Origin of the sequence: Amycolatopsis oliviviridis (genome assembly GCF_014654365.1) — a bacterium.
In the GTDB taxonomy this organism is placed as follows: domain Bacteria; phylum Actinomycetota; class Actinomycetes; order Mycobacteriales; family Pseudonocardiaceae; genus Amycolatopsis; species Amycolatopsis oliviviridis.
Genome location: NZ_BNAY01000001.1, coordinates 1,672,097 through 1,698,775, shown reverse-complemented (window position 1 = coordinate 1,698,775; position 26,679 = coordinate 1,672,097). Strand labels below are relative to the sequence as shown.

Here is a 26,679-nt window from a genome sequence, read left to right as displayed (position 1 = left end):
TCACGACCCCGTCGGAAAGTTGCCCAAAGTGCCTGAATCGGGCGCTCTGGCTACGAGTTTTGTCTCTTGTGGACAGTCGAGAGCGCGTCCAGCTCTCCTGGGGCTGTTGTCAGGCGCCGCGCCGCAGGGCCTTGCTTTGAAGCCGCCTGCGAGGGGTTAGCGCGGCAGTGGATCCCGGCACGCCACACACGCAACCTGCCTCACCTTTCAATAAAGGCGTGGTGAAAGCCACCTTCGCGACGCCAACGTCAAGATTCGACGAGAGGCGTCTGCACGAGCCGCACGGACCGGCGCCGGTTCACGAACTGAGCACGTCCGGTCGGCAGCACCCGGGGCTTCAGGTTGCCGAGGAAGGCCCCTTCCGACTTGGGGCAGGACAACATCAGCGCGGGGGTGCCCAGCTCCCACATGCGGCGGATCGCCGGGTTCGACATCGACCGGCCGCCACCCGAGGTGCTGCGGGCGATGATCACGTGCAGACCCACATCGGCGCCCTGTGCCAGCACCGGCAGGAGCGGCTGCAGCGGGCCCGCGCTGCCCGCCGTCTCGGCGAGCTCGAAGTCGTCGATGATGATGTAGAGCCGTCCGCCCTTCCACCAGTCACGCAGCGGCAACCTGCTCGGGCTGATTTCCGGGCCGGGGATGCGTTTCTCGAAGATCGTCGCCGCGCCGGCGATCGACTTCGTCAACGCTTCGGCGCCGACGGCGTATTCGAGCTGGTGCGATTCCGGGATGCAGCCGCGTAGCTCTCGGCGGAAGTCACCGAACATCACGCGCGCCTCGCTGGAGGAGTGGTGGGCCACCACCGAGCGCGCGATGTGCTTGAGCAGATTCGTCTTGCCGCTTTCGGCGTCACCGTAGACGAGCAGATGCGGGCTGGCGTCGAAGTCGTGCCACTCGGGCGCCAGGTGGACGTCTTCGACCCCGAGCGGGACGCGCATCTCCGCGGCCGGGTTCGGCGCCGTGGGCCCAGGCAGCTCACGGACGGTCAGCTTGTGCGGCAACAGCCGGACTTGCGGTGCCCTCGGCGCCTGGGGCGTGGTCAGCGCTTCCGCGAGTTCCACCGTGGCGTCGGCGAGATCGTCGGTCCGGGAAAGGCCGTCGATACGCGGCAGCGCGCTGAGGAAATGCAACCGGTCCGGCGTGATCCCGCGGCCGGGAATGGACGGGACGGTCGCCGCGAACCGGCTGTTCACCTCGGAGTCGACCGGGTCGCCCAGTTTCAGCTCGAACCGGGTGCCGACCACGTCCCGCAACCACGGCCGCATCTCCGACCACCGGTTGGTGGCGATGATCAGGTGGATACCGAAGCTGAGGCCGCGGGCGGCCAGTTCGCTGAACCGTTCCTCCAGCTCCTCGAAGTCCTGCCGCACCGTGTACCAGCCGTCGACGATCAGGAACACGTCGCCGTACGGATCGAGGTCGAGATACCGGCCTTCCCGCCGGGCCCGCCGGTAGCTGGCCATCGAGTCGATGTTGTGCTCGGCGAAGATCGTTTCGCGCCGCGCCATCAGGTTGGTCACTTCGAGCACCGTCCGGGTCACCCGGTCGCGGTCCAGCCGGTTGGCCACACTGCCGACGTGGGGGAGCGAGGCCAGTGCCGTGAGCCCGCCGCCGAAGTCGAGGCAGTAGAACTGGACCTCGTTGGCGGTGTGGGTCAGCGCCAGCGAACAGATCAGCGTGCGCACCATCGTGCTCTTGCCGCTCTGCGGTCCACCGACGATCGCGACGTTTCCCTTGCTGCCCGAAAGGTTCGCGCTCAGCAGCTCGCGCCGTTGCTGGGCGGGCAGGTCGATCAGTCCGACCGGGACGTCGAGGGTAGCGGTCTGCAGATCGCCGATCGGGCGGAACCCGAGTTCGGGATGGTCCACCAGCGGGGGCAGCAGCTGATCGAGGGTCGGGGCCTGCTTCAACGGTGGCAGCCACACCTGGTGGGCTCGCGGGCCGATGCCCTTCAGCCTGCCGAGCAACACGTCCAGCATCGTGTCCGTGGAGTCGCTCTGCTCGTCGATCTCTTCCGGCTCCGGTTCGGGAGTGGAGGCCGGGTCGACGTACCGGGTGCCGAACGGGACGACGTTCTGGCCGACCGAAGCGGCGTCGATCCGGCGGCGTTTGACCCGGTACGGCGCCGACGAGTAGGCCCCCTTGAACCGCACCAAAGTCTGGGTATCCGGGCGGAGGTAGCCGTTACCGGGGCTGTTCGGGAGTTCGTAGGCGTCCGGGACGCCGATCACACTGCGGCTCTCCATCGCCGAGAACGTCCGGAGACCGAGCCGGTAGGACAGATGCGTCTCCACCTTGTGGATCCGGCCCTCGTCCAGCCGCTGGGAAGCGAGCAGGAGATGGACACCGAGGCTGCGGCCCAGCCTGCCGATCATCGCGAAGACGTCGATGAACTCGGGTTTGCTGGTGAGCATCTCGCTGAATTCGTCGACCACCACGAACAGCGCCGGCATCGGCTCCAGCGGGACACCCTGGGCGCGGGCCGCCTCGTAGTCGCGCCGGGAAGCGTAGTTCCCGGCGGCTCGCAGATGTTCCTGGCGCCGGTTCATCTCACCGGTCAGGGCGTCCTGCATCCGGTCGACCAGCTCGATCTCGTCGACCAGGTTGGTGATCACCGCCGAGGTGTGCGGCAGCTGGTCGAAACCGAGGAAGGCCGCGCCACCCTTGAAGTCCACCAGGACGAAGTTCAGATCCTCCGAAGAGTGGGTGGTGGCCAGCGCGAGTACCAGGGTGCGCAACAGCTCGCTCTTGCCGGAACCGGTCGCGCCCACGCACAGCCCGTGCGGTCCCATCCCGTCTTCCGCGGCCTCCTTGATGTCCAGCTCCAGCGGGACCCCGTTGGCGGCGATCCCGATCGGCACGCGCAGCCTGCGCTTGCTGGTCATCCGCTCGCGGCGGTACTTGACCGGGTCGAAGGTCGCCACGTCGCCCAGGCCGAGCAGCGCGGCGAGGTCGTAGTCGACGGCCAACGGCTCGTCGTCGCCGTCGGCGGCTTCGCCGATCCGGAACCGGGCCATGGTCCTGGCCAGCGCGTTCGCCGCGGTCGCGCTGAGCTGGTCCGGGCTGCACAGCGGCGCGGTCTGCGGTTTGCCGACTCGGTCGAACGACACGGTCCGGATCTCGTCGGCGTCGATCTCGAGGAAGAGCACGTCAGGGCGCTGCTGCCAGGGCAACGCGCCGCCGACGTCCAGCACCACCGCGTTGCGGTAGCCCTCGTCGGCGATCCGGTGGTCGGAAGGCACGGACACACCGTCGACCAGCAGGACCACGAGGGGTTCCGATGCCGTGATCGGCGTGTCCGCCTCGAATCGCGGACGACCGGTGAACGAGGGGCCGCCCACGAGAAGTTCGATCTCGTCGAGGCTCGTCGTGATCAGCCGCCTGGCCCCGGCGGCGTCGTGGCTTTCCTGGTCTTGGTTGTGGGGCAGCCACTTCAGCCAGTCCCAGCGCTCCAGCCGCTCCTCGGTGGCGCACAACGCGATCCGGACGTCGCCGGGGGCGTGCGCCGTCACGAGCTGGGCGAGCATGGCCCGCAGCACGCCGAGCACGGCCTCGTCGTCGCCGCTGAACTGGATCTGGCCGAAGCCGCGGAGATAGACCGCGATCGGCGAGTTCGGCAGGGTGGAATAGGCGCGCATGAAACGGCGCAGGGCATGCGCCGAAAGCGGTTCCAGATCCTCGATCGGCTTGCTGTCCGGCGGGGTGAGGTTGAGCGAGGACCGCTGGGTGCCGAGCCCGATGCGGACCTCGCCGAAGTCGTCGTGTGCCGGGCGGCGTTCCCACAAGCGGTAGCCCAGCGCCATGGACCACAGGGAGTGCGGATCGGGGTGGATCCAGCGTGCCGCCTTCTGCTGATCGGTCAGCGCCTTGCGGACGCGACCGCGCAGCTGCGCCAGGTAGCGGATGTAGTCACGCCGGTGCCCGTTGAGCTTCTGCTTGTGCGTCACCGAGTTCCGCAGCATCTGCGCGACCAGCATGCCGATCGTGGAGAGGATCATGAGGCCACCGCCCAGATAGGCGAAGATCCCTGCTCCGGGCCGGACGAACATCATCACCATCGCGAGCGAGCCGAGCCCCATCGGCGCGTACATCAGCACCGAGCTGACACCGCCGCCGGTGTCCTCGGGAACACTCGGTGGCGGCTGCAGTTCGATGTCCGCGCCGGAGGACGGCGGTTTCGGCCGCCGGGTGCGCCGGGGGAACAAGGTCGTGGCCATGTGGCTCTCCACTCGGTGAGTGAGGTTCTTCGCGCGTGTGGCGATCAGTTACGGCGGAACGTCGCCCGCACGAATGTCCGCGCGTAGCAGAAAACACCGTGGGCGAGCTGCCTGAACGTGGACGGGCGGATGACGCCGTGCCGTTCCTTGAGTGCCATGGTGGCGAGTTCCTTTCTCGTCGGGTTGTTCACCGTTCGCGGTTCGTGACGGTCTGGGCCAGCTCCGCCAGCTTCTTCGCCGCTTCGTTGCCGGGGCCGAGACGCCCGAGGAGTTCGACTGCTGCGGAGACATGGCGGCGGCCCTCCGCTTCGGCCCGCTCGCGCGCGCCGGTGCGGACGATCACTTCGGCCGCCTCCTCCGCCAGCTCGTCGGTGATGACGGCCGGGCTCCGGTAGAGCCGCCGCAGCCATGCCGCGTCGGGAGTCCCGGCGTCCATCGCGGTGACGACCGGGAAGGATCGCTTGCGGCGCTTGATGTCGCCCAGAATCGGTTTACCGGTCAGCCGGGGGTCTCCCCAGATGCCCAGCACGTCGTCGGTGATCTGGAAGGCGAGGCCGAGATGCCGCCCGAACCCTTCAAGTGCGGTGACGAACGTGGGCGGGCTTTGCGCCAGGGTCGGCCCCAGGGTGACGGCCGTGGTGATCAGGGCCGCCGTCTTGGCCGAAGCCATCCGCAGGTATTCCGCCGGTGTCACCACCTCGCGGGTTTCGAACTCCACGTCGAGGTACTCCCCGGAGACAAGCCGGTGGACCGACGACAACAGCAGGCGTACCGATTCGGCCGCCCCGGGCGCCGCGCTGGTGGCGATGACCTCGACCGCGGCCGCGAGCAAGGCGTCCCCGGTCAGGATCGAGGCCGGTTTGCCGAACACCGTCCACGCCGACGGCCGGTGCCGCCGCTCGGCGTCTTCGTCGATCACGTCGTCGTGGAGCAGGGAAAAGTCGTGCACCAGCTCGACCGCGGCACCGGCGACCACACCGAGGCCCTCGTCCGCGCCGACGGCACGGGTGGCCAGCAGCGCCAAAGTCGGGCGCAGCGCCTTCCCGCCGGGTTCCGCCCGCGGCAGCCCGGTCGCGTCCAGCCAGCCGGCGTGGTAACCGGCGATATGCGCGACCGTGGGGCACGAGCGGCGCACCGTCTCCCGCATGAGTTCACGCACGCGGGCGCGGGCGGCGATCGGATCGGTCGCCAGATCGGTGGTCGAAGTCATCCGGACACCTGCCTCGTGGTGTTCACCAATGTGGAATCCGTGCTCAGCCTGACGCCGTCGACGACCCGGTAGCGGGCGCAGTTCCGCGACCATTCGAGGTTGCCGCGCATCCACGTCTGCAGGCCTTCGACGAACAGCTCGATCGCGGCCAGCTCGCTCACCGTCAGGCCGCCCCAGCCGGGGAGAAGTCCGAAAAGGACGGTGCGGGCCCGATCGAACTGCTCGATCTGCCCCTCGACGAGATCGTAGACGGCGTCGATCGCCTCCTGGTCCGACAACGCCATCTCCTGGCGCAGGACGAGGACGCCGTTGCTCGTCTCGCCGGAGAGCAGCTCTTTCTCCAGGGACATGACGTCGTTCACCCAGACGACGACGTCCGCGGCCCGGTTGAACAGGATGTGGAACTGCTCGGTCTCGTGGATCAGTACCGGCACCTCGTGGCCGGTCGCCACCTCCAGCAGATCCAGCGACGGGGTGATCCCGCCGGTCGCCCGGCGCAGCTGGGTGTAGCCGAGCAGATTGGGCGTCCGCCCGCTGGCCCGGCTGTCCGCCTCGTATTTGAACCCGGTCAGGAACTGGCCCATGTGCTGCTCGAACCGGGCCTGCCAGTGCCTGCTCCTGCCCTCCACCACGAGTTCCCGGACCCGGGCGAGCAGCGCGTCGAGCCGGGTCATGTCCGGGATCCGTTCGCCGCGCAGGACCGAAAGCACGCGTTCCGCCGAAGCGTCGTAGTCACCGACGACGTCGTCGTAGCAGTCGTCGATCACGAACGCCCAGAGGAACCATCCCGCCAGCGCGTCGAGCCGGTCTTCGGTGATGTGGGGATAGGACCGGGCGATCAACTCGCCGAGCCGCGTGCGTTCGAGTTTCGTCCGGGCACGTTCGCCGTCGAGTACCCGGAACTCGTCCGCCCAGTGCAGGATCCGCTGTTCGAGCTTTTCGGCGTACGGCGAGATACGGTCGGGCAGCTGGAGCAGGGAGTGGCCGGGCGAAGGCCAGATCCTGAGTTCGGCTGGGTGCACGGTGGTCAGCTCTTCCGGGTTCCGCGGGGTTCGACGGTCATGGGCATGTGACCGATGGTCAGTTCGGCCTTCGGGACGGGCTTGAGCTGATGCCCCGCCTTCTCCCGCAGCCGCCAGCGCGCGGCGACGGAGGCGAGCGCGATCGTCATCTCGTGGTTGGCCAGGACGTCCCCGAGGCATTTCCGGCTTCCCCCGCTGAACGAGATCACCGCGTTCTTCGGCAGCTCCCGGAGCCGTTCGGGCAGCCACCGGTCCGGGTCGAAGGTGTTCGGCGCGGCGAACACGGCGGGGTCCCGGTGCAGCGCGTAGGGACTGAAAAGGATGCTGGAGCCGGCCGGTACGTGGTGACCGCCCAGGGTGGTGTCGACGACGGCGCGCCGGGTGATGAACCACACCGGCGGGTACATGCGAAGAGCCTCGTTGACGATCCGGTTCGTGTAGGGAAGCCGGGGATAGTCCTCGGGCGTGGCCGTCCGGGTGTTGAGCACGCTGTCGACTTCTTCGTGAAGCTTCGCTTCGACATCCGGGTGGGTGCTGGTGAGGTACAGGGCCCAAGCCAGCCCGGAAGCGGGCGTCTCCACACCCGCCGCGAGGATCGTCATGAGTTCGTCGCGGATCTCGAGGTCGGTCATCGCGGTGCCGTCCTCGTCCCGGGCGGCGAGCAGAACGGACAGGATGTCGTCGTGTTCGCGGCCGTCCTCACGATAGGCGTTCACCATCGAGTTGATCACGCCTTCGAGCCGCGCCAGCGCCTGCCGGTAGTCCTGGTTGGCCTTGGTCGGGACCTCGTGGACGACCGGCAGGGGCAGCATCATCCGGCGGAAGACGCCCTTCCAGACCACCGGGAACGAACGCTGCACCTCGGCGATCGCCTCCGCGCCGAGGTCGTCGTCGGAGAACATGGCCTGCGCGGTGACCCGCGTGGTCAGCTTGCTCATCTCCTCCAGCACGTCGATCTCCTGACCGAACCGCCAGGAGCCGACCAGGTCGGCGACGTGCTTCGCCATCACCTCGGTGTAGCCGGTGATCTTGTGCTTCTGGAAAGCGGGCTGGATGAACGCGCGCTGACGCTTGTGCGTGGTGACACTGCAGGTACCGACACCGTCGCCGAGGATGACCCGCATCTTGTCGATGAACTCGCCACCCTTGTCGAAGACGCGGGGACGGTGCAGGACTTCCTGGACCACGTCGTGGGTCACCGCCATGTAGGCGACACCGGGGCCGAGTCTCACCCGGACGACGTCACCTTGATCGCGAAGCCGCGGCAGGTACGTCAGCGGGTCCTTGAAGATCTTGAGCGCGTTGCCGAGCACCGGTATCCGGCCCGGTGCGTCACCGAGCCGGTACTGCGACGATTCCGAGGTGATGGTCATCTGTGCTCCTCGACCTTGTCCGGTCGGCCACCCGGGGCGTGGATGGTCTTGTCGGCCTTGATCCGCACTGTTCCGCACGATGACCCTGCGTGGTCTTCGGAACGCCTTTTCGGTGAACGGTTATGCCCGCGCGGACGACGGACGCCGTCGTTGAATGATCTTGGGAAGCGGTCCAAAGTGCACAATGCCTGACCGAAAATGCGCTGAGGGGTGCGGCCGCGTAGGCGCCCTCCGCTTCACGGCCGCACGATCGAGTGACCAAGTTGCCAGGTGGCCGAAGTGGACGGATACCCATGAGCATTTCCCCAGCTTCTCTGTCCGGGAACCCGATGCGGTCCAAGGAAACACTCAGCGCAGTGGACAAGGCGATGCTCGTCCTGAACGCGGTCATCGCGCACGAAAGCTCGGCCACCCTCGCCGTGCTGACCCGGGAGACCGGCCTGGCCAAGGCCACCGTCCACCGGGTGCTCAACGTCCTGCACGAGCACGGTGTCGTGGCGCGTACCGAGGCCGGGTATCTTGCAGGTGAACAGTTAGTGGACGCCGGCCTCAGCGCCAACGCGGATCTGTTCGCGATGTTCCGCCGGGAATCGACGCCGTTCCTGCTCGATCTGCACCGCGCGTCGGGCGAGACCGCGAGCCTGAGTGTCCTCGTCGGCGACACCGTGCATCACCTCAACCAGCTCTACGGTCACCGGACCTGTCGTCTTCCCGAGCAGGTGACCGCCAGGAAGGCCTCGGCGGAATCCGCGATCACCAGGATCCTGCTGGCGCACAGCAGCAGGGTGCCCGCCGCGGTGGCCAGAGCGAAGGAACTGGCCGCCGCGCGCAAGACCGGGATCGCCACCAGCCAGTGCCGGTCCGGGGTGATCACCACGCTCGCCGTGGCCGTGCCGCACGCGTCCGTGCCGTGGCCGGTCGCCTTGGCGGTCACCGGCCGGACAGGGAGTCTCGACCTCAATTCCACCGCGAAGTCGCTTCGTGGCACCGCCTTCGCCTTCGCCAAACACCTCCGTGTGGTCGCGACGCGCGCGTCGGCACTGAGCCAGGAGGCCGGCTGACCGGCATTCCGCGGCGCCTTGATCGTCTTTACGTCTAATCATCGATGGCCGTTTGTTGTCGACTCTTGGTGATTCCTGGTCAACTTCCGACCGGTCTGCTGAACTGCTTTCAGCCGGGAAGCGTACGTATTACTCCCGGCGGATTCAGTAGAACTGTACGGAGAGGTCATGCCATGGAATTGTCGACGAGGAACAAAGCCATTCCGAAGGCGTCCGAAATCGTCAATGGCTGTCCGAGTTCGCTCACTCCGGTGCCGCCGGACGCCGAGCACGACGGGTGGACATGCACGCTCCCCGAAGGACATCTCGCGCGCTGTGACCACCTCGCGGAGGACGGGACGACCTGGTAGGCCGCGTTTTCGAATTCTGTCCATTCGTCGTATTCCAGTGTGATCGCCGCTCAATCACGCATGATCGCCGTCTGATCACGTGTGTTCGCCGGAAAACGCGCCCGCGCACTGTTCGCGACATCGCTGGAAATGTCGCGAAAGCGTGGATCCGTGTGCTCGGCCGAACTGTCCGTCTCGACTCAATAGTCGTCTTCGCTGTCCATGTCTTCCATGGCCTCGAGAGCCGCTCCGAGGTCTTTCTGGCCGGTCCGGAGCCGCACCGAGCCGGACTCCAGTTCGATCCATTCCGCGTCGGTCTCCAGCCTGCCGTCCGGCGTGATCCGCACCTGGCCTTCGGTGACCACGACCGGTTCCCGCATGCCGAGCGACACCCTGGGACCCAGCTGTGCCGCTCCGTTGCGGACCGCGAGGACGATACGAGGTTCGTCCAGTCTCGCGCTTTGCGCCCGGAGGGTCACGTCACGGGAGGAGAGCGCGTGGAGGAAGTCGCCGAAGGACATCGGGCCGGTGGTCCAGGCGTCGATCGCGTCCTCCGCGGAGGTCAGGCTGGCCGCCACGACCTCCGCGTGAGGGTAGCGGGGAAGGCACGAGGCTGTCGCCACCGCGTCTTCGATGCTGCTGCCGCGCATCGGGAAGTACCACCCACGGCCGCCAGGTCCGATGACGGTCTGTGCCCGGTATCGCGGATCGTTGGCCCTGGTCACCGTCACCGGACGGGTCCAGGAGTGCAGGGCGACGGCCTGCTCTTCGGCGGCGGGACTCAGCGGCAGCAGTTCCAGGAAGTCCAGGAGGTAGGCGAGTTCGTCCCGCGGGCTGGAGAACCCGGGTGTGTGCCCCACCAGCCGTGGCCGGGTCAGCCGATCTCCCAGCACGCCGTCAAGGGAGGGATTCTCCGCCGCGAGCAGCATCGCGCCACTGATTTCGGCGTGCACCTGCCACTCGGCCTCGGTGAGCGCGCCGGCCCAGAACCGGAATTCGTAGCGGTCGCTCAGGCGCCAGCGCACATGCGTGAAGTTGATCGCATCACTTCGGTCGAAGTTGAGGCCCCGGACGTCGAGGAGTGAGGTGACCTCGGTCGGCGGCAGCGGAGTCGGGCCGACCATTGTGAGCCTCCGGGGCGGCGAAGCGGGACCGTGGTGGTTGCCCAAGCGGTAGAGTACGTCTTCGAATGCCTTGGCCAGCCGCGCCAGCCTGCCATTGGCGGGCAGGCTGAGCTGGTAGTCGAAGCTGAGGTTGACGTGACCGCCTGTCCGTTCGGCGGTCAGCGGTTCGCCCTCGCTGTCGCGGTAGGTCCTGAGGCTGTGCAGCATTTTCGCGACGTCGGTCCAGCTGCCAGGTCCTCCCGGCAGGATCGGCGAACGCAGCTCCCCGCCTCCCTCGTGGACGTCCTCGGTCACCAAGGTCCATCGGCCGGGTTGGGTTTCGGTATCGTGGAAATCCTTGCCGTCGTTCCACTCGAGAAGGCCTTCGGCTTCGAGTTGTTCACCGAGGCTCTTGATATCCCCGTCGAACTCCTCGCTGAGGAGCTGGAACTCGATCTCCAGGCCGAACCGGGCGTCCGGGCTGCTGGTCACGCCGTCGGGTACGCCGTCCGGATAGAACCGCAACGGGCTTTCGCCGCGCCCGATCCTGGCGATGGCGGCGTCGTGCAGGGCCACCATCCGGTTCAGCCGGGCGTCTCGCAGCGCGGCGACGAGGCGGTCGACGCTTTCGAGCTTGGCGGGGAGCCCGGCCGCGTCCCGTGCGGTCAGGTCACGCACGGTGACCCGGCTCAGCGCGGCCTGCCGCTGATCGATTTCGGCGCGCAGGGCGGGCTCGAAGGTCGGGGGCAGCGCGGTGATATGCCGTTGCGCCTGTTCGAGCCGATCGGACAGCCTCGTGAGCATTCTCGACACCTGGGTCTGCCCCGGAGTGAGCGTCGAGGGGTCGGCTTCCGGGTGACCGGGGCCGAGGGTGAGGGTGCCGGGTGCACTTGAGGGGACGTGCTGGACGTGACCGTCCGGGGTGATGTGGATGGGGCGACCCGGATGCGCGACGGACAGCCGGAGACCTCCCGCGGCGAAGGAGGGATGGTCTCGCAGGGCCTGGAGGAGCCGCGCGTAGCCGTCGGCTTCGGTGATCCGGCATGCCCAAAGCCGGATTTCGCCGATCGTGTGCCAGGTCGCGAGCGGGATCGGGAGGGTGGAGATCACCTCGATGAGCTGGTCCGGTGTGTGGGTGACCTCGCCGCCCAGGAAACCCGGCAGGGAGAAGACGCCGTTGTCGTGATCGACGACGATGCGCAGGACGCCGGGCTCCGGGGTGGGGAAGGCGGCGGCGATGTTCGCGGCGTATCTCTCCTGGACGAAGGCGAACCCGATCTGGTCGGGAAGCGGGATCGCGCGGACCGGCCGGACAGGTGAGCGAGCGGGAATTCCGGAGCTGTCGGGCAAAGGCCGGTGAGGCTGGATTTCGAGCATGGACTCGGCGTGGGCGCGGAGACCGCCTTGGGAGCCGGCGATCTGCCGGACACGCATTTGCTTGACGAGCTGGGTGACCCGGTCGGGGTTGCCGGGATCACGGAGCGAGGCGTCGCGAAGGAGCAGCTCGCCGATGCGTCGCTGGACGTTGTGCCGGTCGAAAGCCGAGTCGGCGGACAATCGCTCCAGCCGGTCTCCGTTCTTGACGGCTTCGGCGACGACTTTGCCGACGAGGGCCGCCAGGGTGTCGTACGCCCCCTTGATCCCCTCGTCCATCAGGCGGCGGGTCAGGTGTTGGGGAGTGGCGCTCTTGTCGGACCAGGCCGCGGCGTAGGCGAGCTTGTCGATCCAGCCGTGATCCGCCGGATTGTCGGCGTCGAGTGACCGGCCCAGGAACAGCCCGTCCGAAACCAGCGACGGCGGCTCGCCTTCCGGACCGGTCTGGGCTCGGTGGTGTCCCGTGCCCAGGGTGTTCGCCTGTGCGAAAGCGGCTTTGCGCTCGGCCAATTCGGCACGCAGCTTACTATTGGTTCCTTCCAGATTGTACGTTCGAACGGCTGTCAGCAAACGGTCGACGTCGTCGTCGGGCTTCTGTCTCAGCAGAGCGGGAACAACGGCATCGAGAAGTTCGTCGACCCGCGGATCGTGCTGTCGATCGGCGATGTTCAAGACCGGGCGCCGACGCTGATGCAGTTCGGCGGCCTCGATGGCCCGCTTGGCGGATGCGACCAGCAAGTCCCGGCTGGCGACCAAACCGGCGTGTTCGGCGCGGCGGGCGATCTCCGTCGCCTTTTCGTTCGGATGACTGATCGCCAGCTGCCACAGCACGGCCGTGAAGTCGTTCGGATAGGTCGTCTGAAAACGAAGGTCTTGCGCGCGGCCACGGTAAACGGGTTGCCACAACGATCCTTCGTCCGCGGCTTGGGCCAACGCCGCGGCCACCCGCTCTGCGATCCCTCCCTTTCTGGCGGCACCTTCCCGATACATGTGGAAGCACAAGGTCGCCGATAGGAGGCTTCCGTTTTCCTCGACCACCTTGCGGGCCAACTCGTCGAGGGCACGGTGGTGCTCCTCGTTGCCGGGGTCGAGTTCGCCGGCGCGGATGACGATGGGATCGAATTCCGGTCCGGCGGTTTCGGGGCCCGTCGGCAGGTGGTCGGCAGGCGTTTCCAGCGCTGCCCGGACGTGCTCCTCGAGGGCGGCTTGCGAACCGGAGATGTGCCGCATTCGCGCGTGCCTCCCCAAGCGCTTGACCCGGGCCGGGTCACGCAGTTCGGGCGTCACGCGCAAGATGGTGCCGATCCGGCTCCGGATGGCGTCGTGATGAGCAGGGTTCTCCGAATCCAAAGGGAGAAGCCGGTCTCCGTTGCGGGCAGCCTCCGCGGTGGCCGTTTCGACCAAGCGGAACAGATTCGCCCACGCTCCGGTGACGCCGCCCTCGATCAGGTTCCTGGTCAGGTCCGCGGGCGTCGCGCTCTTGTCGGCCCAGGCCGCGGCGTAGGCGATTTTGTCGATCAGTTCATGATCGGTGAGCCGGTCCGCGTCCAGAGAACGGCCGAGGAACGTTTTGCCGGAGGGTAAGGCCGGTCGGGCGCCCGCGGCTGTTCTTCCACGCCACGCTTCCTGGCGCTCGTTCACGAGCCGCTGGAGTTCGGCGTCCTCGCCTCGTACGTTCCTTGCCCGCAATCGCTCGATGATGCTCGCCTGGCTCGAACCATGATCGGCGACAAACCGATCAGCCAGCGCCTCGATCATCGGACGGTGGTCGATAGCCTTCAGGACCAGCTCCGGATGCCGGCGATCATCCGCTTTCGCGGCCTCGATCGCCTTCCTGGCCCCGGCGACAAGAACGTCCGCGGGACCGCTGAATCCGGTTTCGTAGGCGGTTCGCGCGATCTGCTCCGCGGTGTCGACGGGGCGGGTGATCGCCTGCTGCCACGACCACACGGTGAACTCGTCGGGCTTGCGCAGATCGAACGCCCCTTGCTGGAGTTCACCTCGATAGAGCGGAGTCCACAGCTCGTCGTTCTTCGCGACGGTTTCCCTGGCCGGCCCGATCACCTTGGCGGCGACCGTGGGGATTCTCAGTGCCGCGCCATGCTCACGCAGATAGCTGAGCAGATGTGCCCGGTTCAGGTCGCCGTACCGATGGAATATTCCGATCGCCGCGCTGGTGAGTCGCGTCGCCGTTTCGGGATCGACGAGTTCGGTGAGATCGTCGGCGGCATGCGGGGCAGCGGCCTGGCGGCGTCTGGGCGCGCCACGGGAAGCTGAACCGAGATCGGTGGCGTTCCGCTTCGGACCGAGGGTGAGAGTGCCCTCGACGCCGGGGTCTGTGGTGTGCACGGCGCCTTGAGGAGTGAGGTACACGGGCCTGCCGGGGTGGGCGACGGTGAGGTCGGCGCCGAGGACCGTGCGGACAGCGCGGCCGAGCGTCGTCGCGTGCTCGGGGGTGAGGTCGCAGGTCCAGAGCTCGACGGTTTTGAAGGCGCGCCAGGACCCGAGCCGCGGGTCGAGGTGGTTGAGGACCTCGGCGACTTGACCCGGGCGATGGGGAAGGGGGCGGTGGTCATCGCCGGGAAAGACAAGGTGGCCGCCATCCTGGTGGGTGACGAGACGGAACACGCCGGGTTCGGGAGACGGGAAGGCGTTGAGCACGTTCCGGGTCTGCGGTCCGGTGATGAACGCGACGCCGCCACCACCGGGTAGCGGGATCGCGCGGACCGGCTGCACCGGGGAATGTGTGGGAAGGCCCTGGAGGAGTTCGCGGGGAGTGAGATCAGGGAACAGGGCGGGAGAGCCCTGCACGGCGTCCGGGTGGGGCGCGATCGAGACGGTGGTTCCGGGCGGTTCGGTCAGGAACGAGGTGGCGGCCGACGAGAGACCGCGTTCTGCGGGGAGCCCCGGTGTGAGCACCGGGGAACCGTCGCCGTCCGGGACGATGTGGACGCGGGGCCCGGTGTTCGCGGACAGGGCCGTCGGTGCCGTGATGACGCTGGACAGCACGGGACCCCGGTCGTTCCGGGCAGGCGATATCGCCGCTTCCTGTTCTGCGGCGCGGGAGCCGGCTGCCGCGGTGGTGGTCGGCACTGACAGCCGGACCGGCTGGGTGAGGACGGCCGCGGCCGACGGCCCGCGCTCACGCGCGTCGGCGGCCTGCCACGGGCTTGCCGGGATCATTGCCTTGGTGAGTGGCGGGTCGCCGCCGATCACGGTCGGGGCCGCGGTGTGAACAGATGCCGTTTCCAGTGCCGGCAGGGGCTCCCTGCTCGCCACCACGGCGGTGTACGTCGGGGGAACACCAGCGTCGGCGATCGGGTTCTTCTCCGTGGTCGGGCCGGTTTTCACTTCGGGAACGGTGAACGTGGGCAGGACGGGCGGGTGGATCGCATCGAGCGCGGGGGAGCCCGTGGTGGCGGCCCGTCCGCCGCCGTGGGCGCTGAACGCGCTGACGATGCCGAGGAAGGGGTTGGCACCCGCGTTGCCGGTGAGGACGTTGACGAGCGGCGCGGTGAGCAGCGCGGCGCCGACCTGTCCGGTGCCGTAGGCGAGATGGCCGATCGCTTTGAGAGGGCCGGCCAGCTCGGTCAGCAGCACGCCTTCGGGTGCGGTGACGATCTTGCCCGCGGCGGTCTTGACCAGCCGGCCTTCGAGAGAGAAAGCGGTGGAACGGATCAGGCCGGCTCCGGCGTGGAAGAGCCCGGCGAAGCCGCCGCCGAGCAAGCCTCCGACGAGCGATGAGGTCAGCGACCGGGTGTCCCAGCCGTCGCGGAGTCCGTCGGCGACCTGCTGGGCTTGAACGCCGAAGTCGGTGCCCGCCATGAGACCCGCGCCGATGGCGGCGAATTTCGCGGTCTGCTTCCCGGTCTCGGCCAGACCCCGCAGGAGCACCGGCCGCGTGAGCGCACCCAGTTTGGTGATCAGGGCGCGCCAGATCGCGCCGATGCTGATCCGCGCGGCGGCCAGGACCGGGGCGACGAACAGGGCCCCGATGACCGAGACGAGCAGCTCGATGACCGTGGCCAGCGCGAACGCGGCGAAAACGACGAACATGACCTTGGTCTTGTAGACGTCCGCGGCGGCGTTCTTCGCCATTTTCGCCAGCTCGCCCGCACCATGGGTCAGGGCGTCGAGCACGTCGGGGACGGTGGAGCCCAGGTAGTGGCCGAAGAACTCGCCCGTCTCGCCCACCAGCGCCTCGGCGGTCGCGGTTCCCGCCGCACCTGCCGCGGCCCGGTAAGCGGCGGCCGCCGTCTCGAATTCCGCCCACGCCAGCCACAGCGCGGTCAATCCCTGGTCGTCACTCTCCGGCCAGGAGAACCCCAAGGTGATCTCGAGGAACTTCCGGACCCCAGGGGGAATGCGCACACCGCCTTCACCCAACGTCTGCCTTACCTCTCGACCCGGCGAAGCGGCACCCGAACAGGTGTACTTTGCGTCAACCGGGTGGCTGTTACCGCCGGGTTACGCCCGTTTGGGCCGAAAGAGGGGGATTTACTTCACCAGGGGAGAGAACGCGGCACGATCAGTCCAGCAGTGCGCGCAGCAACGGGCCGATCTGGTCGGTCGCGGTGAGGAAACCGTCGTGGCCGTGCGGTGAGACTATCTCCGAGATCCCGGCGCAGCCCGCGATTCCGGTGGCCAGCTCGTCGAGCGCGGACGGCCGGTACATCCGGTCGCCGGACAGCCTCGCGACGATCGCCTCGGCCGTGATCCCGGCCAGCGCCGCTGAGACGCCGCCCCGGCCACGGCCGAGGTCGTGGCTGTTCCGCACCCTGGTGAGGGTGACGTAGCTTCCCGCGTCGAACCGGCGCACCAGTTTGTCCGCGTGGTGGTCGAAATACGACTCGATGGCGAAGCGTCCGCCCAGGAACGGATCTTCCCCGTCCTGGGGTCTCCTGCCGAACCGCTGCTCGAGTTCGGCTTCGGCCCGATAAGCGAGATGCGCGATGCGCCGCGCCGTGCCCAACCCCCGGTGCGGGCCCTCGCCCGGCGGGAGATGGTGGTAATCCCCGCCGTGCCAGCCAGGGTCGGCGGTGATCGCGTGGATCTGCGCCGAGCCCAGGGCGAGGTGATCGGGCGGTGTGACGGCGGCACTGCCCAGCACCATGACCGCCGCCACCCGGTCCGGCCAGGTGACCGCCCATTCGAGCGCCCGGTTGCCGCCCATCGAGCCACCGATCACCGCGCGCCAGCGCGAGATCCCGAGCCAGGTGCTCAACCGTGCTTCGGCCGCGACCAGATCCCGCAGGGTCAGCAGGGGGAACCGGCTGCCCCACGGGGAGCCGTCCGGGGCAAGGGAAGCGGGACCGGTGGAGCCTTGACAGCCGCCGAGGGCGTTCGCCGCGACGATGAAGTACCGGTCGGTATCGAGCGGAAGCCCAGGCCCGATCAGCGAATCCCACCAACCAGGGCTGGGATGTCCCGGGCCGGCTTCTCCCGCCGCGTGGCTGTCACCGGTGAAGGCGTGTTCGAGCAGAACCGCGTTGGTCTTCGACGGATTCAGCCGCCCCCAGGACTCGAAGGCCAGGGTGAATTCCGGGAGGGTTCCGCCACCCTCCAGCGCGAAGGCGCTGCTGTGAGTGAACCACTGGCGGCGTCCCGGTGGATCGCCTTCGCGCCAGGCACCCGTCGCCGGAGGTGGCGAAACAGCGGTTTGCAGCAAGGTCAAAGCTCTTTCCGTTCGGTCTTGTTCACCACAGCTTCAGGTCGGACGATCGGTGCACTTGCCGTTCCGCGTCGACGATCAGGACCCGGCATCCGGGCTGTGAGGCGGCCCACGCGATCCCGTCGACACCCATCGCGAAGGCGGCCGTGGCCAGCGCGTCCGCCCGAAGCAGGTCTTCGGCGATGATGGTCACCGACAGCAGCCCCTCGGCGGGTCGCCCGGTGCGGCCGTTGAAGATATGCGCACCGCGCTCGTAGCAGGCGGACGTCGCGACGGCGCCGTCGGCCGATTCCACGACGGCGCAGATCTCTCCGTGCTGCTCGGGATGACGGATGCCGATCCGCCAGCCGCGACCGGGTTCCGGCTCTCCCGCGGTCACCACGTCACCACCGGCGTTGACGCAGAAGACTTCGAGTCCGGCGGATTTCAGCAGCCGGGCGGCCCGCTGGACCGCCCAGCCCTTCGTGATGGCGTTGGGATCGAGCGGCTTGCCCGGTAGCCGCGCGGTGAACGCCCCGCCGGAGAGCTGTTCGTAGTGGTCACAGGTCATCAGGATGTCGAGCAGGTCGTCACTGAGCTCGGACACGGCCAGGTCGCCGCGATCGAAGCGGCTCACCTCACTGTCCGTCCTGAACGGGCTGAATCGTTCGTCGACCTCGTGCAGCCACGCGAAAACGCGCGCGAGCGACGTCAGGTGGTCACCTTTGTCACGGATGTCGACCGAAACCGGCAGCCCCATGACCTGCTCGACCCGCTTCACCTCGCGTCCAGCGCCGCCTGAAGGGACTTCAGGTAGGACTCGCTCGTCATGGTCGCGCCGGACACGGTGTCGATGGCGGCGCTCTGCGCGGTCAGCGTCGCCTGCTGGAGAGCCTTGACCGCCTCCGCGCCCCTCCCCGGTTCAGGTTGCCGGAGCAGCCGGACTTCCGAGATCCGGTTCTCGGACACCACGAGCTGCACTTGCACCGTGCCGTACTTATCGGTCTCCGCCGAGCCGTCCACCGTGCGCGCGGCCTGCGCGCTCGGCGGTACCTCGATCACCTCGAAGATGTTCGGCGGGGCAGCGGCCGGCGCGGACGAACCCGGGTCGTAGACGTACAGACCGATGAACCCCGCGGTCGACAGGGCCACGATGAGGGTGAGGACGGTTTTCTTCATGGGTCGGTCGACTCCCGGCTCAGATCGTGAGGCTGAAGCGCTCGGCGTGCACCTGCTGACGCGGAACGCCGATCTCCCGCAGGCTGCGCAACGTGGCCGAGGTCATGCCGGGCGGGCCGCAGACGAAGACGTCCCGCTCACGGATGTCCGGCACCAGCCGCCACAGGCTGTCCGGGCCCAGCAACGGCCCGAACGGCCCGGACCAATCGGACGGCCCGGCGAGGACATGGACCGCCGCGCCCCGGGCCCGTGCCAGGCCCTTGATCTCCGGCAGCAGCACGGCGTCCTGTTCGCTCCGGACGCGGTAGACCAGGATCACGTGCCCGGCGATCTCTTCGAGCAGCGCGCGAAGAGGCGTGATCCCGACCCCGCCCGCCACGAGCAGAGCGCGCGTCTTGCGTTGATGCATCGCGGTGAAAGCGCCGTAGGGGCCTTCCGCGAACACCCAGGTGCCGACCTTCAGCGAGCGCAGGGACGAGCTGCCGTCACCGGCGGCCTTCGCGGTCAGCCGGAGGGTGCGCCCGTCGGGTGCGGCCGAAAGGGAATACGGATTGGCCTGCCACCACCGGTCCTTGGTCAGGAACCGCCACAGGAAGAACTGCCCGGCTTTGACCGGCATCCGGTCGAGGTGCCTGCCGGTCATGTACACCGACACGGTTTCGGCCGACTCGGGCACCACGGCGACGATTCTCAAGCGATGACGGAGATTCCGGGCCAGCGGCAGCACCAGGCGTCCGACGATCACCGACGCGAGCCCCGCCACCCAGACGAGGTACCAGTAGACCCAGGCGATGCCGCCGGACGCGAACGACTTGCCCAGCATCACCTGATGGCCGAAGCCCAGCACGACCGCGGCGTAGGCGTAAAGGTGGATGAAGTGCCAGGTCTCGTAGGACATCCGCCTGCGGACGAACCGCGCCGACACGCCTCCGACGAGCACGATGAGCGCGAACGCCACCACCGCGCGGAGAACGCCTTCGAGCTGGGTGACCATCGAAACGAACTCGTCGACGACTCCCTTGTCGTCGAGCTCCGCGTAACCGAAGACGGTGAAGACGAAGTGGGCCACCAACGACCACAAGAGCCCTATGGCCGTCCAACGGTGCCAGGTGGTGAGCCGGTCCATGCCGATCCGCCGGTCCAGCCACGGCAGCCGGGCGACGAGGATCAGCTGGAACGTCAGCACCAAGCCGCCGTAGAGGCCGGTGAGCCTGCCGATGTCGATGAGCGTGTTGCCGGACAGGCCGGCGGCGAAGAAGAGCACGGTCGTCGCGGCGACGTTGGCCGCGATCACGGCGAGGAAGACCACGGTGGCGAGGATTCTGGGCCGGACGGAGGCCAGTGGCCGGTCGGCTGGTCGCATGACTGCGGTCACTCTCGCTTCCTTTCTTCGGGTCGTGGGGCCGTGAAGCGGCCCGATTCGACCTGGCACCACGGTCGATGATCGGTTCACCGGGCCCCGGTGTGCCAGGTGCGGAAGGGCATCGCCGCTAGCAATTTTGCCCACACCTGTCCGAGTCCACTGTGGATGGACCGCGTGCGGTTGGTCGTGAGTGGAAAGTGCCGTTAGAACGACCCGGAACACTCACGACCAACTGGACCGATCCGCCGCCGTCACCTCCGTCGCTTTCCGACCGGGCGCGCAGTCGGTTCGTGAGGGCTTTCCCTCGGGTTCTCCGCTTGGTTCCCCGGCGCCGCGCCGGGCATCGGTGCCGCGACCGAAGATGATCGCTTCAGCCGGTCGCCCGGTCATCCGTGCAACCTGACGACGGAAGTGAGGTCTCGAATGACCCGAGCGGACGGCAAAGCCGAGGAACACGACTGGCTCTCCGAGAGTGTCAGGATCGCCGCCCGCAACGTCGAAGTCGGCGGTGGTCCGTTCGGCGCCCTCGTAGTCCGGGACGGCGAGGTGGTCGCCACCGGGGTCAACCAGGTCACCTCCCTGCTCGACCCGACGGCGCACGCCGAGGTGGTCGCCATCCGCCAGGCCTGCTGGAAAATCAAGAGATTCTCACTCGCGGGTTGTGTGCTCGTGTCCTCTTGTGAGCCTTGCCCGATGTGCCTGGCGTCGGCCTTGTGGTCCCGTCTCGACAAGGTCGTCTACGCGGCCGATCGGCATGACGCGGCGGAAGCGGGCTTCGACGATCTCACCTTCTACGAACTGTTCGAAAAGCCGCGCGATACCTGGACAGTCCCGGTTTCCGCCCTGCGCGTCCCAGACGCGTGCCTGCCGTTCGAGGCCTGGGCGAGGCAAACCGACCGTATCGACTACTGACGCAGGAAAGGTTGGCGGTAGTGCGCCGGATCGTGCACCAGCTGTCCTTGAACGAGAACCACTGGCCGATGTTGCCCGGCGTGGGGGAAGCCTTGTCCGAATCCCTCGGCTCGGTGAACCTGACCGGCGACGCGCTCGCCACCCGGCTGGAATCACGGCTGGCCGCCGGACTCGGGGTGACGGCGGGTCAAGTCGTCGCCGGAGCGGGTTCGGGGGCGTTGCTGCAGCAGTTCCTCTCCGCGCACTGCGCACCCGGCGACACCGTGGTGCACACCTGGCCTTCCTTCGATCTCTACCCCCTGCTGATCCGCAACGTCCACGCCGAACCGGTCGCCGTGCCGAGCGACGCCGGGGGCGGGCAGGATCTGGACGGAGTCGCCGCGGCCGTTTCCACCCGGACCCGGGTGGTGCTGCTGTGCAATCCCAACAACCCCACCGGTGAGGTACTCGGAACCGACCGCTTGGCGGCGCTGCTCGACGCCCTGCCCGCGAACGTCCTCGTGCTCGTCGACGAGGCGTACCGGGAGTTCGCCGAACCGGACGCGATCGCCGACGCGGTGAGCCTGATACCCGATGATCCCCGGGTCGTGGTGGTACGCACCTTCTCCAAATCGCACGGCCTCATCGGACTGCGTGTCGGCTACCTCGTCGGCGCCGAGAAGGTCGTGGGCCCGGTACGACCGACGACGCCGTTCCATCGCGTGCCCACTCCGGCCCAGGCGGCCGCGATCGCCGCGCTGGACGCCGAAGACCGCATGCGCGAGCAGTGTCGCGAACTGGCCGCCGAGCGGGACAGGGTCCGCGACGGCCTGATCGGACTGGGCTTCGACGTCCCGCCGAGCGGCGGGAACTACCTGTGGCTCCGTCTCGGCGCGCGGAATCAGGACTTCGTCACGCGCCTGGCCGGGCACGGGGTGGCAGTCCGGATGATCGGCGACGCCGGAGTTCGTGTCAGCACTGGGCTTCCTGATGCCAACGACGCCGTTCTCCTGGCCGCGCGTGCCTTCGCCGCCGAAGGGGAGACCCGATGATCGAAACCTTGGGGCCGGGGGTCGGCGACCGGTCCGCGATGATCCGCGACGCGCTCGTGCGGCGGGAGCGGCGAGCGGGTGACCGGTTCGACGAGCTGATCGGTCACGCACTGGCGGGACAGGGAAAACTGGTGCGCCCCTTGGCACTCCTCGCGTCGGCCGAAGCGGTCGGCGGCTCGGCGGACTCGGCGCTCCCCGCCGCGATCGCGGTCGAGTACCTGCATGTGGCGTCCTTGGTGCACGACGACATCATCGACGGGGACGACCTGCGACGGGGTCGTCCGTCGGTGCACGCGCGCTATGGGGTCGCCGAAGCCATCGTGACCGGGGACGCGCTGCTCTTCGAGCTGTTCGCCATCATCGCCGACGGGGGCTTGCCCGCCGAGACGGTGGCACCGGTGGTCGCCGAAATCGCCAGCGCGGGCAACGACCTGTGCCGAGGGCAGGTGCTTGAGTCGGGCCTGGAACACGACAGCGCGCTGGAGGACTACCTCGAGGTAGCCGGATTGAAGACCGCCGCGTTGTTCCGCGCCGCCTGCCGTGCGGGCGCGTTGCTCGGCGGCGGCTCCACCGGGCAGATCGAGCTGCTCGGGAGTTATGGCGAGCACACCGGAATCGCCTTCCAGATGTATGACGACTGCCTGCCCTATCTGGCGGATTCCAGCCGCGTCGGCAAGCCCGCCGTGAGCGACGCGGTCAACCTCCGCCCGACCTGGCCGGTCCTGCTCGCGTATCGCGACGGGGAACCGAAACACCGGCGGCTCATCGAAACCGCGCTGTCGGGAGCACTCCCTCCCGAGGAGACGTTGAGATCGCTCCGCGTCGCCGTACTCGCGAGCGGCGGCTTGGATTCCGCTTGCCGGAGCGCACGGGAACACGCCGGCCGGGCCAGGGCGCGGTTGAGCGAACTGCCGGTGGCCGCGGCGACGGCCCGGCTCGCCAGGATCACCGACCGCGCCGTGGACCGTGACCGCTGATCGCCCCGCGCGCCGCGGACTCCGCGAGGTCGCCACGGCCCATTGGCAGACCTGGCGGCCTTACACGACCTGCTACCCGGCCCTGCTGGGTCTCGCGGGGGCGTTGGCCGCGGGCGGACGACGGCCCGCCGAACTCTTCGTCGCCGTACTGGCGCCGGTCCTGGGCTGGCTGTCCGGGCACTACCTCGGCGATCACTTCGACCGGCACCTGGACGCGATCGCGAAACCACAGCGGCCCATCCCGTCCGGGCGATTGTCACCCGCCGTGGCGCTGGCCTGCGGGATCGGCTGCGCGGCGACGTCACTGGCGGCTTTGATCGCGGTGAACTGGCGGATCCTGCCGCTCTTCGCCTTGGCGATGGGCGGGATCGTCGCCTACAGCGCCGTGTTCAAGCGGAGGGGTTTCGCCGGAAATCTCAGCCGGGGGGTGCTGTCGGCGCTCGCGCTGACGATCGGCGCGATGACCGTGACCACCTGGCCGCCTTGGACGCTCATCCCGGTGGCGCTGGGATTTCTGCTCCACGACAGCGCTTCCAATCTGATCGGCACGGTCCGCGACGTCGAGGGCGATCGCGCGGGCGGCTACCACTCGGTGCCGGTGCGCCATGGCGTGCGGGTCGCGGTGCGGCTCGCGGTGGCGCTGTACGTGGCGGGCGTCGCCGCGGTGGGCGCCGGCGCCTTCGCCGCCCGCTTGCCCGGAGACCAGATCGCGTTCGTCGCGATCGCGGCCGTGACCGGCTTCTTCGCGTTCGCGGCCGTTCGGCCCACGGCGCTCACCGCGCGGCGGGCGTTGCGTTCGCACGAGGTGCTCGTCGCGGAGCGGCTGGTGCTCGCGGCGGCTGTCACGGCGGGCGCCGTCGGTGCCGGGGTGACCGCACTGGTGGTGCTGCCGGCCCTCGCTTTCTCGCTCGTCACTCAGGCCCGGATGCGGGCCCGGCACGAGTTCCCGGCAGGGGACGGAGAGGACACGGTTTGAGCTCAGCCCAGTCGGCGACAGGGGAGTTGTCCACGGCCATCGCGGAGGGAGCGGAGGAGCTGTGGCGGGCACAGCGGCCGGACGGGGTGTTCGACTACGGGGCGAGCACACTGCGGTCCACCCTCGCGACGGCGGGGGCGATCACGGCGCTGCACTTCGCGGACCCGGGCGGCGCCGCCGACCTGATCGAGGCCGGCGCCGACCGGCTCCGCCGTACCCGGAACGACGACGGCGGATGGTCGATGGTCCCCGGGCAGGACAGCGAACCGGGTCCGACCGCGGTGGCCGCGGCCGCTCTGCACCTGGTGGGGCCCGTCGGCTACGCCGCGACCGTCGCGGCGGGCCGCGCCTGGATGGCCGGTTACGGTGGCCTGGAAGCGATCCCGCATCCAGAGGTGCTGCTGTGGTGCCGCCAGTTCTACGGTATGGCGGGCTGGCTCGACCAGCGGGAGATGCGCCGCTTCCCACTCGAATTGGCGTTGCTGCCAGGGCTCTATCGCCGGTTGTTCGATCTCCGGCTGCCGATGGCGTCGGCGCTGGGGCTCGCGCAGACCAGGCACCGGCCGCTGACCCGGCTGCAGCGGATGCTCACCCGCCGAGCCGAACCCCGGGCTCTCCTGGGCATCCGGCAGGCGTTCGAACACGAGGGTTCGGCGGGGTCGTGGTCGGAGGACGCCTGGGTGACCGGGCTCGTCTGCGTCGGGCTGGCGAGGGCCGGGCTGGGGCAGGACATGGTCGGCGCCGCTGTCGGCTGGCTGCGGCGCACCATGCTCCCCGACGGTTCGTGGACGACGACACCGCTCGACGGGGCCTGGACGATGTACGCGGTCCGCGGCCTGATCGAAGCCGGTTACCGCGACGATCCAAGGCTCGCGGTCTCCCGTGATCTCTTCGTGCGTCTCCAGCAGCACCGGCCGTTCCTGGCCTTCGGCTGCCCGCCCGGTTTCTGGGGCTGGTCCGGTGAGCACGGCTGGCCCGCGGTGCTGGAGACCGGCGAGATCGTCTCGCTGCTGACCCGGTTGCCTGGTGAGGCGCAAGCCGACGCCGTCCGCAAGGGGGTCGCGTGGCTCAGCGGCCGTCAGGACAGCCGCGGCTCGTGGAGCCTCTGTGTCCGCAACACCAAGGTGGCCAACAGCGGACCGTGCCCGATGACGACGGCACAGGCCGTCGAGGCTCTGCTCGCCGCGGGTGTCACCGCCGACGATCGGCGGATCCGGCACGCGCTGCACTGGCTCGGCACGGCGCAACTGCCTGACGGGAGCTACGAATCCGTCTGGTACCGGGAACACACGATGGGAACCGCGGCGGTGCTGGAGACCTTCGCGCGGTGCGGCCGGACCGGTTCGGGGCCGGCGGCGCGAGCTCAGGAGTGGCTGGCGCGAGCTCGCAATCCCGACGGTTCCTGGGGCGACGGGCACGGCGCGCCAGGAACCGCCGAGGAGACGGGATGGGCCGTTTCGGCCCTGCTGGCCGCGGGAACGGATTCCGTCGCGGTGACCGACGGCGTGCGCTGGCTCCTCGACGCCCGGACGTCCGGCGGTGGGTGGACGCCGCAGCCGGTGCACGAGTACGTGCGCCGGGTCAGCCGGTATGCCAACCCCGGCTTCACCCAGGGGATGGCGTTGCGGGCACTGGGCCGGTATCTCGAGGTGACGCGATGAGGCCGGAGCACTATGACGTCGTCGTCTGCGGCGCGGGGGTGGCCGGTCTTGCCGCCGCGTGCGGGCTGGGCAGGCTCGGGCACCGGGTCCTGGTACTGGACAAACGCCTCACGCCCGCGCCGGTGGCCAAGGGGGAGGTCCTGCAACCGGGCTCGCTGGCGATCCTGCGCGAGTGGGGAGTGGCCGATGCGCTCGATCGAGCGGGAGCGTTGCGCCTTTCGCGACTGGCCGCCCGCGCCCCGGACGGCGAACCCCGGATGGTCCTCGACTATTCCCGGCTCCCGGCCGCGCATCCGTGGCTGCTGGCGCACGACTATCCCGTGATCCTCGAAACGCTGGAGGCCGCACTGCCCGGCAACGTCGAAATCCGACGGGGCGTGCAGTTCCGGCAACCGCGGTCGACCGCGGGCCGGGTGACCGGGGTCCGATGCGACGACGGCGACCTCTCCGCGTCGCTGGTGGTGGCCGCGGACGGGGTTTCGTCGCGGCTGCGCGCCGCGGCCGGGCTGGACGCGCCCCGGCGGGACTATCCCCACCGGTTGGCCGCGTTCGACCTGCACGACGTGGCCGTACCGCCGGAATTCACCGCCTACGTCACCGAAAACGGCTTACGCCTGCACTATCCCTTGCCCGGCGGGCGAGTCCGGCTCTACGTCCAGATCGCGCCGGACGAACTCCGCGGTGTCGACGCGGACGGGACGGTCCGGTGGGCGGATCAGGTGCTGGCCGGCTGTTCCGGCCTGGCCCCGCTCGCGACGTCGTTCCGCGCCGCACTGGACCGCAAACAGGTGCTGCCGGTGTCGAGAGCGCTGGCGAATTCCTTGACCGCCCCCGGAATCGCCCTGGTCGGCGACAGTGGTCATCTGGTGCATCCGATGGCGGCACAGGGAATGAACAGCGCGATCGCCGACGCGTACGACCTCGCCGCGAAGTTACGTCAAGGCGGTTCCCTGGCAGACGACGTCGTCGATCACGCGCTGCGCCGCTACGACGCGGCGCGACGGCCGAACCTCGGCCATATCGGCCGGACCAGTCACAACGCGGCCCGGATGATCACGGGCCACAGCAGGCTCGGTGACCGCGCGCTGGCGGGCACGGGGAGCAACGACCGCCTCCGGTTCGAGGTGATGCACACGATGTCCGGGCTGGGCGTCCGGCGGCTGACCCCGCTGGACCGGCTGCACCAACTCGGGCTCCCCGACCCGCGGTCGACCCGGTTGCCTGGCTGGGCGCGGTGA

Annotated in this window: 16 protein-coding genes; 7 read left to right on the top strand and 9 right to left on the bottom strand. The window is 68.8% G+C overall.

Going from position 1 to position 26,679, the window contains the following annotated elements; translation table 11 throughout:
* Nucleotides 1-248: 248 nt before the first annotated feature.
* From eccCa to IE302_RS07355, 4 genes are all read right to left on the bottom strand, one after another.
* A complete protein-coding gene (gene eccCa, locus IE302_RS07370) occupies nucleotides 249-4,220 on the bottom strand; it encodes a type VII secretion protein EccCa (RefSeq protein WP_191252934.1) in 3,972 nt (1,323 codons plus the stop codon).
* Between the two features lie 187 nt (nucleotides 4,221-4,407).
* Nucleotides 4,408-5,430 carry a polyprenyl synthetase family protein gene (locus IE302_RS07365; RefSeq protein ID WP_191252932.1) on the bottom strand — a complete coding sequence of 341 codons (1,023 nt, stop codon included), beginning with the start codon at nucleotides 5,428-5,430 and terminating at the stop codon, nucleotides 4,408-4,410.
* The gene (locus tag IE302_RS07360; protein WP_191252930.1) at nucleotides 5,427-6,452 is read right to left on the bottom strand and encodes a terpene synthase family protein; all 1,026 of its coding nucleotides are present in this window, start codon (nucleotides 6,450-6,452) and stop codon (nucleotides 5,427-5,429) included. Before IE302_RS07360 ends, IE302_RS07365 begins: the two co-directional genes overlap by 4 nt.
* Nucleotides 6,453-6,457: 5 nt before the next feature.
* The gene (locus IE302_RS07355; RefSeq protein WP_191252928.1) at nucleotides 6,458-7,825 is read right to left on the bottom strand and encodes a cytochrome P450; all 1,368 of its coding nucleotides are present in this window, start codon (nucleotides 7,823-7,825) and stop codon (nucleotides 6,458-6,460) included.
* Between the two features lie 293 nt (nucleotides 7,826-8,118).
* On the opposite strand from IE302_RS07355, the gene IE302_RS07350 reads away from it, so the two are divergent.
* Nucleotides 8,119-8,886 carry a helix-turn-helix domain-containing protein gene (locus tag IE302_RS07350; protein WP_093935458.1) on the top strand — a complete coding sequence of 256 codons (768 nt, stop codon included), beginning with the start codon at nucleotides 8,119-8,121 and terminating at the stop codon, nucleotides 8,884-8,886.
* Nucleotides 8,887-9,415: 529 nt separating this feature from the next.
* Here the strand turns inward: IE302_RS07350 and IE302_RS07345 are convergent.
* From IE302_RS07345 to IE302_RS07325, 5 genes are all read right to left on the bottom strand, one after another.
* Nucleotides 9,416-16,063 (bottom strand): WXG100-like domain-containing protein, encoded by a 6,648-nt coding sequence (locus IE302_RS07345; RefSeq protein WP_191252926.1) that lies wholly within the window; start codon nucleotides 16,061-16,063, stop codon nucleotides 9,416-9,418.
* A 157-nt stretch (nucleotides 16,064-16,220) separates the two neighbouring features.
* On the bottom strand, nucleotides 16,221-17,357 hold the full coding sequence (metX, locus tag IE302_RS07340; RefSeq protein ID WP_191253172.1) for a homoserine O-acetyltransferase MetX: 1,137 nt from the start codon (nucleotides 17,355-17,357) through the stop codon (nucleotides 16,221-16,223).
* A 31-nt stretch (nucleotides 17,358-17,388) separates the two neighbouring features.
* Nucleotides 17,389-18,123 carry an FAD:protein FMN transferase gene (locus IE302_RS07335; RefSeq protein WP_191252924.1) on the bottom strand — a complete coding sequence of 245 codons (735 nt, stop codon included), beginning with the start codon at nucleotides 18,121-18,123 and terminating at the stop codon, nucleotides 17,389-17,391.
* Nucleotides 18,120-18,521: an FMN-binding protein gene (locus tag IE302_RS07330; RefSeq protein WP_191252922.1), complete on the bottom strand. Its 402-nt coding sequence runs from the start codon at nucleotides 18,519-18,521 to the stop codon at nucleotides 18,120-18,122. The genes IE302_RS07335 and IE302_RS07330 overlap by 4 nt, the downstream gene beginning before the upstream one ends.
* A 19-nt stretch (nucleotides 18,522-18,540) precedes the next feature.
* On the bottom strand, nucleotides 18,541-19,884 hold the full coding sequence (locus tag IE302_RS07325; RefSeq protein ID WP_191253169.1) for a ferredoxin reductase family protein: 1,344 nt from the start codon (nucleotides 19,882-19,884) through the stop codon (nucleotides 18,541-18,543).
* Between the two features lie 423 nt (nucleotides 19,885-20,307).
* Here IE302_RS07325 and IE302_RS07320 point away from each other — a divergent pair, with 423 nt between their 5' ends.
* From IE302_RS07320 to IE302_RS07295, 6 genes are read left to right on the top strand one after another with little or no spacing between them, the layout of a single operon-like run.
* Entirely contained in the window at nucleotides 20,308-20,796 is a 489-nt protein-coding gene (locus tag IE302_RS07320) for a nucleoside deaminase (protein ID WP_191252920.1), read from the top strand.
* 20 nt (nucleotides 20,797-20,816) lie between these two features.
* Complete coding sequence (locus tag IE302_RS07315; RefSeq protein ID WP_191252918.1) at nucleotides 20,817-21,827, top strand: aminotransferase class I/II-fold pyridoxal phosphate-dependent enzyme; 1,011 nt, start codon at nucleotides 20,817-20,819, stop codon at nucleotides 21,825-21,827.
* Nucleotides 21,824-22,804 (top strand): polyprenyl synthetase family protein, encoded by a 981-nt coding sequence (locus IE302_RS07310; RefSeq protein WP_191252916.1) that lies wholly within the window; start codon nucleotides 21,824-21,826, stop codon nucleotides 22,802-22,804. Before IE302_RS07315 ends, IE302_RS07310 begins: the two co-directional genes overlap by 4 nt.
* Complete coding sequence (locus tag IE302_RS07305; protein ID WP_191252914.1) at nucleotides 22,794-23,780, top strand: UbiA family prenyltransferase; 987 nt, start codon at nucleotides 22,794-22,796, stop codon at nucleotides 23,778-23,780. Before IE302_RS07310 ends, IE302_RS07305 begins: the two co-directional genes overlap by 11 nt.
* Nucleotides 23,777-25,441: a prenyltransferase/squalene oxidase repeat-containing protein gene (locus IE302_RS07300; protein ID WP_191252912.1), complete on the top strand. Its 1,665-nt coding sequence runs from the start codon at nucleotides 23,777-23,779 to the stop codon at nucleotides 25,439-25,441. Before IE302_RS07305 ends, IE302_RS07300 begins: the two co-directional genes overlap by 4 nt.
* Entirely contained in the window at nucleotides 25,438-26,679 is a 1,242-nt protein-coding gene (locus IE302_RS07295; RefSeq protein ID WP_191252910.1) for an FAD-dependent oxidoreductase, read from the top strand. Before IE302_RS07300 ends, IE302_RS07295 begins: the two co-directional genes overlap by 4 nt.